The 15,093-nt window shown below is 58.0% G+C and carries 13 protein-coding genes; 1 reads left to right on the top strand and 12 read right to left on the bottom strand.

All coding sequences use genetic code 11. The annotated features are described in order from the left end of the window. Positions 1-118: 118 nt before the first annotated feature. Positions 119-361 carry a hypothetical protein gene (locus KGA96_RS21025; RefSeq protein WP_223514844.1) on the top strand — a complete coding sequence of 81 codons (243 nt, stop codon included), beginning with the start codon at positions 119-121 and terminating at the stop codon, positions 359-361. A 67-nt stretch (positions 362-428) separates the two neighbouring features. Here KGA96_RS21025 and KGA96_RS21020 read toward each other — a convergent pair whose 3' ends face one another. From KGA96_RS21020 to sdhC, 12 genes are all read right to left on the bottom strand, one after another. Then, positions 429-830: an MAPEG family protein gene (locus KGA96_RS21020; protein ID WP_046037646.1), complete on the bottom strand. Its 402-nt coding sequence runs from the start codon at positions 828-830 to the stop codon at positions 429-431. Further along, entirely contained in the window at positions 830-1,567 is a 738-nt protein-coding gene (locus KGA96_RS21015; protein ID WP_046037647.1) for a DUF599 domain-containing protein, read from the bottom strand. The genes KGA96_RS21020 and KGA96_RS21015 overlap by 1 nt, the downstream gene beginning before the upstream one ends. A gap of 193 nt (positions 1,568-1,760) precedes the next feature. Beyond that, complete coding sequence (brnQ, locus tag KGA96_RS21010) at positions 1,761-3,074, bottom strand: branched-chain amino acid transport system II carrier protein (protein ID WP_223514842.1); 1,314 nt, start codon at positions 3,072-3,074, stop codon at positions 1,761-1,763. A 479-nt stretch (positions 3,075-3,553) separates the two neighbouring features. Continuing rightward, on the bottom strand, positions 3,554-4,435 hold the full coding sequence (sucD, locus tag KGA96_RS21005; RefSeq protein ID WP_007919877.1) for a succinate--CoA ligase subunit alpha: 882 nt from the start codon (positions 4,433-4,435) through the stop codon (positions 3,554-3,556). Further along, positions 4,435-5,601 (bottom strand): ADP-forming succinate--CoA ligase subunit beta, encoded by a 1,167-nt coding sequence (gene sucC, locus KGA96_RS21000; RefSeq protein WP_007919879.1) that lies wholly within the window; start codon positions 5,599-5,601, stop codon positions 4,435-4,437. Before sucC ends, sucD begins: the two co-directional genes overlap by 1 nt. Before the next feature lie 198 nt (positions 5,602-5,799). After that, a complete protein-coding gene (gene lpdA, locus KGA96_RS20995; protein WP_046037649.1) occupies positions 5,800-7,236 on the bottom strand; it encodes a dihydrolipoyl dehydrogenase in 1,437 nt (478 codons plus the stop codon). Between the two features lie 105 nt (positions 7,237-7,341). After that, a complete protein-coding gene (gene odhB, locus KGA96_RS20990; RefSeq protein WP_046037650.1) occupies positions 7,342-8,559 on the bottom strand; it encodes a 2-oxoglutarate dehydrogenase complex dihydrolipoyllysine-residue succinyltransferase in 1,218 nt (405 codons plus the stop codon). A 42-nt stretch (positions 8,560-8,601) separates the two neighbouring features. After that, a complete protein-coding gene (locus KGA96_RS20985) occupies positions 8,602-11,433 on the bottom strand; it encodes a 2-oxoglutarate dehydrogenase E1 component (protein ID WP_046037651.1) in 2,832 nt (943 codons plus the stop codon). 253 nt (positions 11,434-11,686) lie between these two features. Beyond that, on the bottom strand, positions 11,687-12,391 hold the full coding sequence (locus tag KGA96_RS20980; RefSeq protein ID WP_008063297.1) for a succinate dehydrogenase iron-sulfur subunit: 705 nt from the start codon (positions 12,389-12,391) through the stop codon (positions 11,687-11,689). Positions 12,392-12,402: 11 nt separating this feature from the next. Further along, positions 12,403-14,175, bottom strand: coding sequence for a succinate dehydrogenase flavoprotein subunit (gene sdhA, locus KGA96_RS20975; RefSeq protein ID WP_046037652.1), 1,773 nt, complete (start codon positions 14,173-14,175; stop codon positions 12,403-12,405). Positions 14,176-14,178: 3 nt separating this feature from the next. Continuing rightward, positions 14,179-14,547 carry a succinate dehydrogenase, hydrophobic membrane anchor protein gene (gene sdhD, locus KGA96_RS20970; RefSeq protein ID WP_046037653.1) on the bottom strand — a complete coding sequence of 123 codons (369 nt, stop codon included), beginning with the start codon at positions 14,545-14,547 and terminating at the stop codon, positions 14,179-14,181. Next, positions 14,541-14,915, bottom strand: coding sequence for a succinate dehydrogenase, cytochrome b556 subunit (sdhC, locus tag KGA96_RS20965; protein WP_032829628.1), 375 nt, complete (start codon positions 14,913-14,915; stop codon positions 14,541-14,543). Before sdhC ends, sdhD begins: the two co-directional genes overlap by 7 nt. Positions 14,916-15,093: the final 178 nt, after the last annotated feature.

Raw genomic sequence — 15,093 nt, 5'->3', positions numbered from 1 at the left:
GGTCCGGGTAAAAGTTCCGCACTAGAACAAACTTATATATCTGAAAGACTTAAGGAACTTAACCCTGATGCCTGGGCTCTTAATGCCAGTAGATGCTTTTCATCAGGAGAAACACCCCATGCGTAAGACTTTAGCTATTGCCTTGATGTTGACCGCTTCCCTCGGTCTCGCTGCCTGCGATAAAAAATCCGAGGACAAAGCTCAAGATGCTAACCAACATGCTGAGCAAGCCCAGCAAAAAATGAACGAAGCTCAGGATAAAGTGAACGACGCGGCGAAAGAAAACGCCGAAGCCGCCAAAGATCAGGCTGCTCCGGCCGCTCCAGCCGCTCCGGCCGCTCCGGAAGCACCTAAGAACTAATACGGTTTTTAGAGTGGCAAAAGAAAACCCGCCAAGTGCGGGTTTTCTTTTACCTTGAAAAAATCGGTTAGAGCAAAATCGTTCGAAAAGTCGGACTAATCATCAACAACAGCGAACAAATTAATCCCACCAGCCAAACCAGACTGCGCTGCCAGGCCAAGTCCTTCCAGTAACACACCAGGTAAATAACCCGCGTGATCACGAAGATGATCGCCAGGCCGTCGATCAGCCAGCCCGCCGTCTGCGTGGTATGCGCCATCAACACACCCACAGCGAACAATATGAAGGCTTCGAAACTATTCTGATGCGCCGCCAGCGCGCGGGCACCCAGGCCTGTGAGTTGCATCTGCTGTTGGCGCGGCAGGTGGTTATCGTAACCACCCTGCTCTTTCATGGCCCTGGTCACGGGCATTCGTGCCAGATAAATCAACACCGCACTGATAAACACGCACCAGAATGGAATACTCATCAAGCAGCCTCTTTGATTACCTCCGGCAACGGCGCCTCTGTAGGGGTATAGACCATCACGTCGAGTACGTCGGAATGAAACTCGCGGTGGTACAACACGAACACGACGCCGGCACTCATCAACATGAACAGCCATGGGCTGACGAACCAGGCCAGCATGGTCATACCGAAGTAGTAGGAACGCAGCCCGAAGTTGAACTGGTTGGCAGCCATGGAGATGACGCGGGCGGCGCGTAAAGCGAACGCCTTGCGTTCCTGCTCCGACACATGGCGCTCGCCGACCATCGGCGCCGAACCCACCAGTACCGCCGCAAAGTTGTACTGGCGCATGCACCAGCTGAACGTGAAGAACGCATAGACAAACACCAGCGCCAGGCACAGCAACTTGATTTCCGACATGCCCTGGGACGCCTGTTGCACCATCGGGATATCCGCCAGCAACGATACCGCCCGCTCCGAAGCCCCGAGCACCGTGAGAATGCCGGCCAGGATAATCAGCGTACTGGAGGCGAAGAACGAAGCATTACGCTCCAGATTGCCGATCACGCTGGCATCGGCGATGCGGTTGTCGCGCAGCAGCATGCGGCGCATCCAGTCTTCACGATACAGGTGCAGCACACTGGCCAGGCACGCGGTGTCACGGCCTTTCCATGTGGCATAGCGGGTGTACCCGCCCCAGCAGATAACGAACCAGACGGCGGCAAGAATGTGGATCAGGTTGGCTTGGATGAACGACATGCAGGTCCTTGTGATGTAAATGCGGATTACACAGACCCTGTGGGAGCTCGCTCCCACAAAGGGTGTTGCAGTGCTTCGACGTTAGCTCAACGGAAAAGACACCGCATCCCTCACAAAAAAATGCCCCGTATCGATTGATACGGGGCATTTCTGTTTCTGCTCAAGACCCGCTTGTGGCGAGCCTCGAAGCGACTTAAGCCAAGGCTTCGGCGCGTTTGCCCAGCAGGCGATCGCAAACCACCGCGACCACCAGTGTCATCACCGATGGCACCAGCCAGGCCAGGCCCTGCTCGCTCAGCGGCAGGTGGGCCATTTGCGTCGGCATCCAGTCCGCCAGGCCTGCACCCTTGAGGGCGTCGATCAGACCGAAGATGAGCGACACCAGCATGACCGGGCCGAGGATACGACCCTGCTCATGCCAGAAGTCCTTGCAGAAGCTCAACGCCACCAGGACGATGCACGGTGGGTAGATCGCGGTGAGCACCGGGATCGAGAACGCAATCAGCTTGGTGAGGCCCAGGTTGGACACCAGCAGCGAGAACGCAGCGAGGATGATCACCAGTGTCTTGTAGGACAGCGGCACCACACGACTGAAGTACTCGGCGCAGGCACAGGTCAGGCCGACCGCGGTCACCAGGCACGCCAAGGAGATCAGCACGGCAAGGAAGCCGCTACCCAGCGAACCGAAGGTGTGCTGCACGTAAGCGTGCAATACCGCCGCGCCATTGGTAGCGCCAGCGGCCACTTCATGGCTGCCCGAACCGAGACGGAACAGGCTGACATACACCAGCGCCAGGCCGACACCGGCGATCAGGCCGGCGATGATCGCATAACGGGTGATCAATGCTGGCGACTCAACGCCGCGGGAACGGATGGCGTTGACGATTACGATGCCGAACACCAGGGCGCCCAGGGTATCCATGGTCAGGTAACCATTGATGAAGCCTTGGGAAAACGGCGCCGCCACGTATTCAGGCGTGGCTTGGCCAATGTCACCGGCCGGCAAGGCGAATGCTGCAATGCCCAGCACGGCCAGGGCAATGATCTTCAGCGGCGCGAGGAAGCGCCCTACGGTATCCAGCAAACGGCCTGGATACAGCGAGATGAAGAACACCAGCAGGAAGTACACCGAACTGTAGAGGAACAGCGCCAACGGGCTCTCCCCGGTCAGCGGCGCCAGGCCCACTTCGAAAGATACCGTCGCGGTACGTGGCGTCGCGAACAGCGGGCCAACAGCGAGGTAGCAAGCCGCTGCCAGCAGGCCACCGGCGACTTTACCGATCGGGCTGCTCAAGGCATCCATTGCACCGCCGACCTTGGCCAGCGCCACAACGGTGATCACCGGCAGACCAACTGCCGTGACCAGGAAACCCATCGCCGCCATCCAGACATTAGGCCCGGACTGCAAACCGACGATAGGCGGGAAGATGATGTTGCCAGCCCCGACGAACAGGGCAAACGTCATAAAACCAAGTGCCAGGATGTCCTGGCCTTTCAACACTTTCATTAAGGAAATACCACACTACTGAATCGGAATTTAGAGAGGGATTTCCCTATGGGTGAGGGAAATGCTGTCAGTCCGTATAAGACCGACCCTTTTAGCGCGTTGCCGCCTTGTGGGCCGCAGACGCAAAAATGGCGAGTAGCCTAACGAATTTGGATCAGAAACGCACTGTTAGAGGGCGAACATTCCGATGCACGACATTTTTGTGTCGCGTTTACATATCTAATTTATTTACGCGGACCTCTGTGGCGAGGGGGCTTGCCCCCGTTCGACTGCGCAGCAGTCGTCAATCAGGCAAACGCGGTTCGCCTGACATCACGCGATTGCAGGTTTTTGGGGTCGTTTCGCAACCCAACGGGGCGATGCGGCGGTCCGACGAGCCCCCTCGCCACAAAAGCCCTGCGGACAACTGAAACCCCGGAAACGACAAAGGCCACCCGAAGGTGGCCTTTGTCTGGTGAAGCGTCAGCCAAGCACGAGGCTTACTTGACAGCCCAACCAGTCAGCTCGGCCAGGGCCTTGCCGATGTCTGCCAGCGAACGCACGGTTTTAACGCCTGCGTCTTGCAGAGCAGCGAATTTCTCGTCTGCAGTGCCTTTGCCGCCAGAGATGATTGCGCCAGCATGGCCCATGCGCTTGCCCGGAGGAGCAGTCACACCAGCGATGTAGGAAACAACCGGCTTGGTCACGTGTGCCTTGATGTAGGCAGCCGCTTCTTCTTCAGCCGAACCGCCGATCTCACCGATCATCACGATCGCTTCGGTCTTCGGGTCTTCCTGGAACAGCTTCAGGATGTCGATGAAGTTCGAACCCGGGATCGGGTCACCACCGATGCCGACGCAAGTCGACTGACCGAAACCGGCGTCAGTAGTCTGCTTCACAGCTTCGTAGGTCAGGGTGCCGGAACGGGAAACGATACCGACCTTGCCTGGCAAGTGAATGTGACCTGGCATGATGCCGATCTTGCATTCGCCTGGGGTGATCACGCCTGGGCAGTTAGGGCCGATCAGGACTACGCCCAGCTCGTCGCACTTAACTTTAGCGTCCAGCATGTCCAGGGTAGGAATGCCTTCGGTGATGCACACGATCAGCTTGATGCCGCCGAAGGCAGCTTCCAGGATCGAGTCTTTGCAGAAAGGAGCCGGAACGTAGATCACGCTGGCGGTGGCGCCAGTGGCAGCTACAGCGTCTTTCACGGTGTTGAACACTGGCAGGCCCAGGTGCTCGGTGCCGCCTTTGCCTGGAGTTACACCACCAACCATCTTGGTGCCGTACTCGATGGCTTGCTGGGTGTGGAAACTACCTTGCGAACCGGTAATACCCTGGCAGATAACTTTGGTGTCTTTATTGATCAGGACGCTCATTATTTGCCCTCCGCAGCTTTGACAACTTGTTGAGCAGCGTCGGTCAGGCTGGTAGCAGCGATAATGTTCAAACCGCTTTCTGCCAGTACTTTAGCGCCCAGCTCAGCGTTGTTGCCTTCAAGGCGAACAACAACCGGGATTTTCACGCCGACTTCTTTCACAGCGCCGATGATGCCTTCGGCAATCATGTCGCAACGAACGATGCCGCCGAAGATGTTGACCAGTACTGCAGCGACGTTAGTGTCGGACAGGATGATCTTGAACGCTTCAGTTACGCGTTCTTTGGTAGCGCCACCACCTACGTCGAGGAAGTTGGCTGGCTTGCCGCCATGCAGGTTGACGATGTCCATGGTACCCATGGCCAGGCCAGCACCGTTGACCATGCAACCGATGTTGCCTTCCAGCGCTACGTAGTTCAGTTCGAACTTGGCAGCGTGCGCTTCGCGCGGATCGTCCTGCGACGGATCGTGGAAAGTCTTCAGCTTAGGCTGACGGTACATGGCGTTGGCGTCGATGTTGATCTTGGCATCGAGGCAGTGCAGATCGCCGTCAGCCTTGATCACCAGTGGGTTCACTTCCAGCAGGGCCAGGTCGTGATCCTTGAACAGTTTGGCCAGACCTACGAAGATCTTGGCGAACTGGGCAACTTGCTTGCCTTCCAGGCCCAACTGGAATGCCAGCTCGCGACCCTGGAATGGCTGAGCGCCAACCAGTGGATCGATAGTGGCCTTCAGAATTTTTTCTGGAGTGTCGTGAGCGATTTTCTCGATGTCCACGCCACCTTCGGTGGAAGCCATGAACACGATGCGACGGCTCGAACGGTCAACGACAGCGCCCAGGTACAGCTCTTTAGCGATATCAGTGCACGATTCAACCAGGATCTTGGTGACTGGCTGGCCATTGGCGTCAGTCTGGTAAGTCACCAGACGCTTGCCCAGCCACTGCTGTGCGAAGGCTTTGGCGTCTTCTTTGCTGCGAACCAGCTTTACGCCGCCCGCTTTACCGCGACCACCGGCGTGGACCTGGGCTTTGACAACCCACTCGCTGCCGCCGATTTTGTCGCAAGCTTCTGCTGCTGCTTCCGGGGTGTCTACCGCGTAACCGGTGGAAACTGGCAGGCCGTACTCAGCGAACAGCTGCTTACCCTGATACTCGTGAAGATTCATGCTTTTTACCGTCTTCGTTAGGTACTGCGCATTCGGTGCTGCACTCATTCAAGTGCCGCACCACCTGTGACTGCTGCTTGCATAGCCTTTCCGGATACCCGGTGCAGCTATGCAAGACTGCGTCCAGCGGATATTCCGCGGTGAGTCTTGCATGCAAGGCTCACGACGGGCCAAACCGCCGTGGTTTCTTATTATGTCTTAACGCTTCTTGCGGTTGGCGATATGAATGGCGCCGCCATTCACTGCCAGAGCAGCTTCGTGCAAGGCTTCAGACAGGGTCGGATGGGAGAAAACCATCATGCCCAGGTCTTCAGCGCTGGTGCCGAACTCCATACCGATCGCGCCCTGCTGAACCAGTTCTGCAGCGCTTGGGCCAATCACGTGGACGCCCAGTACGCGGTCTGTCTTGGCATCTGCGATGACCTTGACGAAACCACCGGTGTCGTTGGCAGCCATGGCACGGCCAGAGGCTGCGAACGGGAAGGTGCCGACGTTAACTTCAACGCCTTCAGCTTTCAAGGCCTGCTCGGTTTTACCCACCCACGCGATTTCCGGGTGAGTATAAATAACCGAAGGGATCAGGTCATAGTTCATCTGGGCCTTGTGGCCCTTGATGCGCTCGACAACCATGATGCCCTCTTCCGAGGCCTTGTGCGCCAGCATCATGCCGCGAACCACGTCGCCGATGGCGTAGACGCCCGGTACGGTGGTGGCGCAGTGATCGTCAACGTGCACGAAACCGCGCTCGTCCAGGGTCACGCCGCAGTCGGCAGCCAGCAGATCAGTGGTCACCGGACGGCGACCAACGGCTACGATCAGCTTGTCGAAAGTGATGTTCTGTTCGCCCTTGGCATCGGTGTAGTTAACAACGACTTCGTCGCCGTTCACTTTGGAACCGGTTACGCGAGCGCCCAGCTTGATGTCCAGACCCTGTTTGGTCAGGGTTTTCAGCGCTTCCTTGGAAACAGCGGTATCCGCTGCCATCAGGAAGGTGTCCAGGGCTTCCAGCACAGTCACTTCTGCACCCAGACGCGACCAGACCGAACCCAGTTCCAGACCGATCACGCCAGCGCCGATCACGCCCAGACGCTTGGGAACGGATTGGAATTCCAGGGCGCCAGTCGAGTCGACGATCACATTCTGGTCAACCGGAGCTGGCGGAATGTCGATCGGACGCGAACCTGGAGCCAGGATGACGTTTTCGGCTTCGATGATTTCTACCGAGCCGTCTGGCTTGGTGACTTCGACTTTCTTGCCGGCCAGCAGCTTGCCGTGACCCTGGATCGAGGTCACACCGTTGGCTTTGAACAGGGTCGCAACGCCGGAGGTCAGGCCTTTGACGATGTTGGCTTTACGGCCGACCATCGCTGGCACGTCCATGGTCACGCCAGCGTGATTGATACCGTGGATCGCGAAGCCTTCTTTGGCTTCCTTGTACTTCCAGGAGCTGTCCAGCAGCGCCTTGGATGGAATGCAGCCGACGTTCAGGCAAGTACCGCCCAGAGCCAGTTTGCCTTCCTTGTCGGTGTACTTCTCGATGCAGGCCGTCGAAAGACCAAGCTGAGCGGCCTTGATGGCAGCCACATAGCCGCCAGGGCCGGCGCCGATCACTACTACGTCAAATTTCTGAGTCATAAAAGGTTCCTTTTAGCAACAAGCTACAAGCCGCAAGCTGCAAGCATGAAGCCCGCTCGCTCGCTTTGAGCTTGGGGCTTGCAGCTTGCAGCTTGCCGCTGCTTTTTAGATATCCAGAAGAAGACGAGCCGGATCTTCCAGCAGGTTCTTGATGGTCACCAGGAAGGTCACAGCTTCTTTGCCATCGATCAGACGGTGATCGTAGGACAGTGCCAGGTACATCATCGGACGGATAACGACCTGACCGTTGATGGCCATCGGACGCTGGATGATGTTGTGCATGCCCAGGATGGCTGCTTGTGGCGGGTTGACGATCGGGGTCGACATCATCGAACCGAAAGTACCACCGTTGGTGATGGTGAAAGTACCACCGGTCATTTCGTCCATCGACAGTTTGCCGTCGCGGGCTTTCTTGCCGAAGGTGGCGATGCCGCCTTCGATTTCAGCCAGGCTCATCAGTTCGGCGTTACGCAGAACCGGTACAACCAGGCCGCGATCGCTGGAAACTGCAACGCCGACGTCAGCGTAGCCGTGGTAAACGATGTCGCCGCCGTCGATCGACGCGTTGACAGCCGGGAAGCGTTTCAGCGCTTCGGTGGCCGCTTTCACGAAGAACGACATGAAGCCCAGGCGCACGCCGTTGTGGGACTTCTCGAACAGGTCCTTGTACTTCGAACGCAGGGCCATGACTTCGGTCATGTCGACTTCGTTGAAAGTGGTCAGCATCGCCATGTTCGATTGAGCTTCAACCAGACGCTTGGCCACGGTGGCACGAACGCGGGTCATCGGTACGCGCTTCTCGATGCGATCGCCGGCAGCAAACACAGGAGCAGCGGCAGCCGGAGCAGCAGCCTTGGCAGGTGCGGCAGCCGGAGCAGCTTTCTTGGCTTCGACAGCGGCAACCACGTCTTCCTTGGTTACACGACCATCTTTGCCGGTGCCTTTGACGGAAGCCAGGTTGATGCCGTTTTCTTCGGCCAGCTTGCGAGCAGCTGGAGCTGCGATAGCGTCTTCGTCAGCACCGGCAGCTGGAGCAGCGGTAGCAGCGGCCGGAGCAGCAGCGGCTGGAGCAGCGGCAGCGGCGCCGCCTTCAACGATGGAGCCCAGGACTTCGTCGGACAGAACGGTTTCGCCTTCGTTCTTGACGATAGCGCCCAGCACGCCGTCAGCAGTAGCCAACACTTCCAGCACGACTTTGTCGGTTTCGATGTCGACGATCAGTTCGTCGCGCTTGACCGCGTCGCCCGGTTGTTTGTGCCAGGTGGCAACGGTGCCATCGGCAACCGATTCCGGGAAAGTGGGGGCTTTGATCTCGATAGCCATTGTCTGTGGTTCCTTAAATTCGGTTTCAGGTGCGCGAAGGCGTTAAACAGTAAAGGCGTCTTGCAGCAGTTTTTCCTGCTGTTCGGCGTGCATCGATGCGTAACCGCATGCTGGTGCAGCAGAAGCCTCACGGCCCGCGTACTCGAGTACGAGAGACTTGTTGAGGTTGCTGATGCTGCGACGCATGTGGTGTTGGCTGCAGTACCACGCACCCTGGTTCATCGGCTCTTCCTGACACCAAACGGCAGCTTTGACGTTGGTGTAAGGCGCCAGGACTTCTTTCAAGTCGTCCTCAGGGAATGGGTACAGCTGCTCGATACGCACGACAGCGATGTCGTCACGACCTTCGGCACGGCGTTTTTCCAGCAGGTCGTAGTAGACCTTGCCGCTACACAGAACAACGCGCTCGACCTTTTTCGGGTCTTGGGCATCGATTTCCGGGATGACGGTCTGGAACGAACCTTCAGCCAGATCTTCCAGCGTCGAGATGGCCAGCTTGTGGCGCAACAGCGACTTCGGTGTCAGAACGATCAAAGGCTTGCGCAGCGGGCGAATCACCTGACGACGCAGCAAATGATAGATCTGTGCCGGCGTAGTCGGCACGGCTACCTGAATGTTGTGCTCGGCGCACAGCTGTAGGTAACGCTCCAGACGCGCCGAGGAGTGCTCCGGCCCCTGACCTTCGTAACCGTGCGGCAGCAACATGGTCAGACCGCACAGACGGCCCCACTTGTGCTCGCCACTGGTGATGAACTGGTCGATAACTACCTGGGCACCGTTGGCGAAGTCGCCGAACTGGGCTTCCCAGATCACCAGCGCATCAGGCGTGGTGGTCGAGTAACCGTATTCGAACGCCAGTACCGCCTCTTCGGACAGGAACGAGTCGTACAGGTCGAAACGCGGCTGACCGTCGTACAGGTTCTGCAGCGGGATGTAGGTGCCCGCGTCCTTCTGGTTGTGCAGGACAGCATGGCGGTGCGAGAACGTACCGCGGCCGATGTCCTGGCCAGTCATGCGAATCGGGTGACCTTCGAACGCCAGGGTCGCGTACGCCATGGTTTCGGCGTAACCCCAGTTGATCGGCAGGCCGCCGGCTTGCATCTTCTGGCGGTCTTCGTAGATCTTGGCAACCTGGCGCTGAACCACGAAGCCTTCCGGGATTTCCAGCAGCTTGGCGGACAGTTCCTGCAAGGTCTTGAGGTCGAAGCGAGTGTCGTGACGCGCGGTCCAGGCGTGGCCCAGATACGGACGCCAGTCCACGAACAACTCTTTGTTCGGCTCTTTGACCAGGCTTTTCACTACGTGCAGACCGTTGTCCAGCGCATTGCGGTATTCGTCGACTTTCGCCTGAACACGCTCTGCGTCCAGCACACCGCCCTGGGTCAGACGATCGGCATACAGCTCACGGGTGGTGCGCTGCTTGGTGATCTTCTGATACATCAGAGGCTGGGTACCGCTAGGCTCGTCGGCCTCGTTGTGGCCGCGACGACGGTAGCAGACCAGGTCGATCACCACGTCACGCTTGAACTGCATGCGGTAGTCGATGGCCAGCTGGGTCACGAACAATACGGCTTCCGGATCATCACCATTCACATGGAGGATCGGCGCCTGGATCATTTTCGCAACGTCGGTCGCGTACTCGGTGGAACGCGAGTCCAGCGGGTTGCTGATGGTAAAACCGACCTGGTTGTTGATCACGATGTGCACGGTACCGCCGGTCTTGAAACCGCGGGTCTGCGACATCTGGAAGGTTTCCATGACCACGCCCTGACCTGCGAATGCAGCGTCACCGTGGATGGAGATCGGCAGAACCTTCTCGCCGGTCGGATCGTTACGACGGTCCTGACGGGCGCGAACCGAACCCTCGACCACCGGGGAAACGATTTCCAGGTGGGACGGGTTGAACGCCATGGCCAGGTGAACTTCACCGCCGGAAGTCATCACGTTGGACGAGAAGCCCTGGTGGTATTTCACGTCACCAGAACCCAGCTCGACCTTCTTCTTGCCTTCGAACTCGTCGAACAGCTCGCGCGGGTTCTTGCCGAAGGTGTTGACCAGCACGTTCAGACGGCCACGGTGGGCCATGCCGATGACGATTTCCTTGGTGCCGTAGGAACCGGAACGCTGGATCAGCTCGTCGAGCATCGGAATCAGGCTTTCGCCGCCTTCCAGACCGAAACGCTTGGTACCCGGGTATTTGGTGCCCAGGTATTTTTCCAGGCCTTCGCCGGCGGTCACGCGCTCGAGCAGGTGGCTCTTGATGTCGGCGGAGTACGTCGGACGACCGCGCACGCTTTCCAGACGCTGCTGGAACCACTGGCGCTGCTCGGAATCGGTGATGTGCGTGAACTCAGCGCCGATGGTGCGGCAATATGTCTGCTGCAACGCTTCGTGAATTTCGCGTAGGCTCGCTTCCTCTTTGCCGATGAACAGGTCGCCGGCACGGAAGGTCGTATCAAGATCGGCATTGGTCAAGCCGTAATGATTGATCGACAGGTCTGCAGGTGCAGGACGCTGCCACAGTCCCAGCGGGTCAAGCTGGGCTGCCTGGTGGCCACGCATACGGTAGGCCTGGATCAATCGCAGCACTTCAACTTGCTTCTTCTCGTGCTCACTGCTCACGCTGCCGGCGGAAACCGGTTGGGCGCGGCGCTGGTTCTTTGCCAGCAAGACGAAATGATCGCGAATTGTGGAGTGCGAAACATCGGTGGCAGAGTTGCCGTCAGCAGGCAACTTCTGGAAGTAGGTGCGCCACTCTTCTGGCACAGCGTTAGGGTCGTGCAGGTAGAGCTCGTAAAGCTCTTCCACATAGGCAGCGTTACTACCGGATAGGTAGGCACTGTTCCACATGCGCTGCATCACGCTTTCTTGCATGCTTGGTCACCCTCGGTTAGGGGAACACCACCGGTGTCGACACCGAGCAAACTTGCAGAAGTCCGAATGCAGCGACCAAAACAAGCCACTAGGATCACACTGATAGTCCGGGTACCAGCCCGGATGCCCCTGCTTGTCTCATTTCTTCAAAATAAGAGCCGCAGCCTTTTAAGCTGCTGCTCAGGTTAAAACTACGGCGCCGGTTGAAGCCTGCGCCGCAGCATCTACGGGTACAACGGGTACAGCAGCCGAATCACACGCCGCTTGAGAGCAACATGTTACGGATGTGACCGATGGCCTTAGTCGGGTTCAGGCCTTTCGGACATACGTTGACGCAGTTCATGATCCCGCGGCAGCGGAATACGCTGAACGGGTCATCCAGCGAAGCCAGACGCTCGGACGTCTTGGTGTCACGGCTGTCTGCCAGGAAGCGGTACGCTTGCAGCAGGGCAGCTGGACCCAGGAACTTGTCCGGGTTCCACCAGAAGGATGGGCAGGAAGTCGAGCAGCAAGCGCACAGGATGCACTCGTACAGACCGTCCAGCTTTTCACGCTCTTCAGGGGACTGCAGACGCTCGATGGCCGGAGCCGGCGTGTCGTTCTGCAGGTATGGCTTAACCTTTTCGTATTGCTTGTAGAAGATGCTCATATCGACGACCAGGTCACGGATAACCGGCAAACCTGGCAGAGGACGAACGATCAACTTGTTACCTTTTACGACAGCGGACAGCGGCGTGACGCACGCCAGGCCGTTTTTGCCGTTGATGTTCATGCCGTCGGAACCGCAAACACCTTCACGGCAAGAGCGACGATAGGAGAAACCCTCGTCCTGCTCTTTGATCAGGGCCAGCACGTCCAGCACCATCAGGTCTTTACCACCGGTATCAACCTGGAATTCCTGCATGAACGGCGCGGCGTCCTGATCAGGGTTGTAACGATAAACGCTGACTTGCAACATGGCGGCCACCCTTAATAAGTCCGAATCTTAGGTTCAAAAGTCGGAACAGTCTTCGGCGAGAAGTTCACGGCACGCTTGGTCACGCGCTTGTCACCCGGGAAGTACAGGGTGTGGCACAGCCAGTTTTCATCGTCACGATCTTCGAAGTCTTCACGGGCGTGGGCACCGCGGGACTCTTTACGTACTTCTGCAGCGATGGCGGTGGCTTCGGCCACTTCCAGCAGGTTCTGCAGCTCCAGAGCTTCGATACGTGCAGTGTTGAACGCCTGCGACTTATCGCTGATCTTCACGTTGGCGATGCGCTTGCGCAGGTCAGCCAACTGGGCAATACCCTTCTGCATGTATTCACCGGTACGGAATACACCGAAGTAGTTCTGCATGCAGTTTTGCAGCTCGCGACGCAGGGTAGCCACGTCTTCGCCTTCGGTACGGTTGTTCAGAGCGTTCAGGCGCGACAGGGCAGCTTCGATATCGGCTTCGGTAGCGTCGTCGTATTCGATGCCGTCGGTCAGTGCCTTTTCAAGGTGCAGGCCGGCAGCACGGCCGAATACCACCAGGTCGAGCAGCGAGTTGCCGCCCAGACGGTTGGCACCATGAACCGACACGCAAGCCACTTCACCCACTGCGAACAGGCCAGGGATGATTTCGTCGACGCCTTCGCCGTTCTGGGTGATCGCCTGACCGTGAATGTTGGTCGGAACACCGCCCATCATGTAGTGGCAGGTCGGAACAACCGGAACCGGAGCAACAACCGGGTCAACGTGTGCGAAAGTCTTCGACAGTTCGCAGATGCCTGGCAGACGGCTGTGCAGCACTTCCTCGCCCAAGTGGTCGAGTTTGAGCATTACGTGGTCGCCGTTCGGACCGCAACCGTTGCCGGCGATGATCTCTTTAACCATCGAACGGGCAACAACGTCACGACCGGCAAGGTCTTTGGCGTTCGGAGCATAACGCTCCATGAAACGCTCGCCGTGCTTGTTGATCAGGTATCCACCTTCACCACGGCAACCTTCTGTAACCAGTACACCAGCGCCGGCGATACCGGTCGGGTGGAACTGCCACATTTCGATGTCTTGCACCGGAACGCCAGCACGCAGCGCCATGCCAACGCCGTCACCGGTGTTGATCAGGGCGTTGGTGGTCGAAGCGTAGATACGACCTGCACCGCCGGTAGCCAGTACGGTGGCCTTGGCACGGATGTAGGTGGTTTCGCCGGTTTCGATGCAGATGGCGATCACGCCGACGAACTCGCCTTCGCCGTTCTTCACGAGATCGACAGCGTAGTACTCGTTCAGGAACACGGTACCGGCTTTCAGGTTGCCCTGATAAAGGGTGTGCAGCAGAGCGTGACCGGTACGGTCGGACGCAGCGCAAGTACGCGCAGCCTGGCCGCCTTTACCGTAGTCCTTGGACTGACCGCCGAATGGACGCTGGTAGATACGACCTTGCTCGGTACGCGAGAATGGCATACCCATGTGGTCCAGCTCGTAAACGGCAGCCGGGCCTTCCTGACACATGTATTCGATAGCGTCCTGGTCACCGATGTAGTCGGAACCCTTGACGGTATCGTACATGTGCCAGCGCCAGTCATCGTTCGGGTCAGCGGACGCGATTGCGCAGGTGATGCCGCCCTGGGCGGATACAGTGTGCGAACGGGTCGGGAAAACCTTGGTGATCACGGCAGTCTTGTGACCGCCCTGCGCCAGTTGCAGCGCTGCGCGCATGCCTGCACCGCCACCACCAATAATGATGGCGTCGAAAGAAATCGTTGGAATGTTAGCCATGACTCAGATACCCCAGAGAATCTGCACGCCCCAGACGAAGTAAGCGAACATCGCAACGCCGCATACTGCCTGGAAAAGGAAACGTATAGCCGTCGCGGACTTGCCGAACGCCATTGGCGTCAGGTAGTCGGTCGCGATGGTCCACATGCCGACCCAGGCGTGAGCGCCGAGGGCAACGAGGGCCAGGAGGCTGAAGATACGCATTCCGTTGTGGGCGAACAGTTCATGCCACTGGGCGTACTCGAGGCCGGGATGGGCCACGATGTATCCGATCAGGAAGATGAAGTAAGCCGCGAGAACGACCGCAGACACACGTTGCGCCATCCAGTCATAGAGGCCCGAACGCGACAGGTTCGTGACGTTAGTTACCATATCCAAACTCCTGCCAGAACGATTACCACCACGGAAACGGCGATAACGATTTTCGAGCCCAGCTTGCCGCCTTCCAGCGTCTCACCGATGCCCATGTCCATGATCAAATGGCGCACACCGGCTACCAGGTGATAAAGCAGAGCGGACAGGATGCCCCATGTCACTAGCTTGGCTAGCGGACTGGTCAGACACGCTTTCACCTGACCGAAGCCTTCCTCGGAACTCAGCGACTTGTCCAATGCGTAAAGCATGATGGCAAGGCACACGAAGAGGATGACACCGGAAATTCGGTGAAGGATGGACGTGTAAGCAGTGACTGGGAGTTTGATGGTCCTTAGGTCTAGGTTTACAGGTCGTTGGCTTTTCACGGCTTTTTTTTCACACTGAAGAGCCCCTAACAATCAGGGCAAAGTTGTTGGGGAGTGCACTGGTCAGGTAACCACCACCCAGGGATGCGACCCCCAATGAAAGCAAGCCCAAAAGCCCTTGGCGGTCGGTGGCCGAGTATAGACAGTTAGGCTACTAATGACAACGCAAACACCTAAC

The sequence above is a fragment of the Pseudomonas sp. GL-R-26 genome (assembly GCF_019947365.1).
GTDB lineage: Bacteria > Pseudomonadota > Gammaproteobacteria > Pseudomonadales > Pseudomonadaceae > Aquipseudomonas.
The sequence above is the reverse complement of the archived record's forward strand: the minus strand, read 5'-3'. Positions and strand labels throughout refer to the sequence as shown.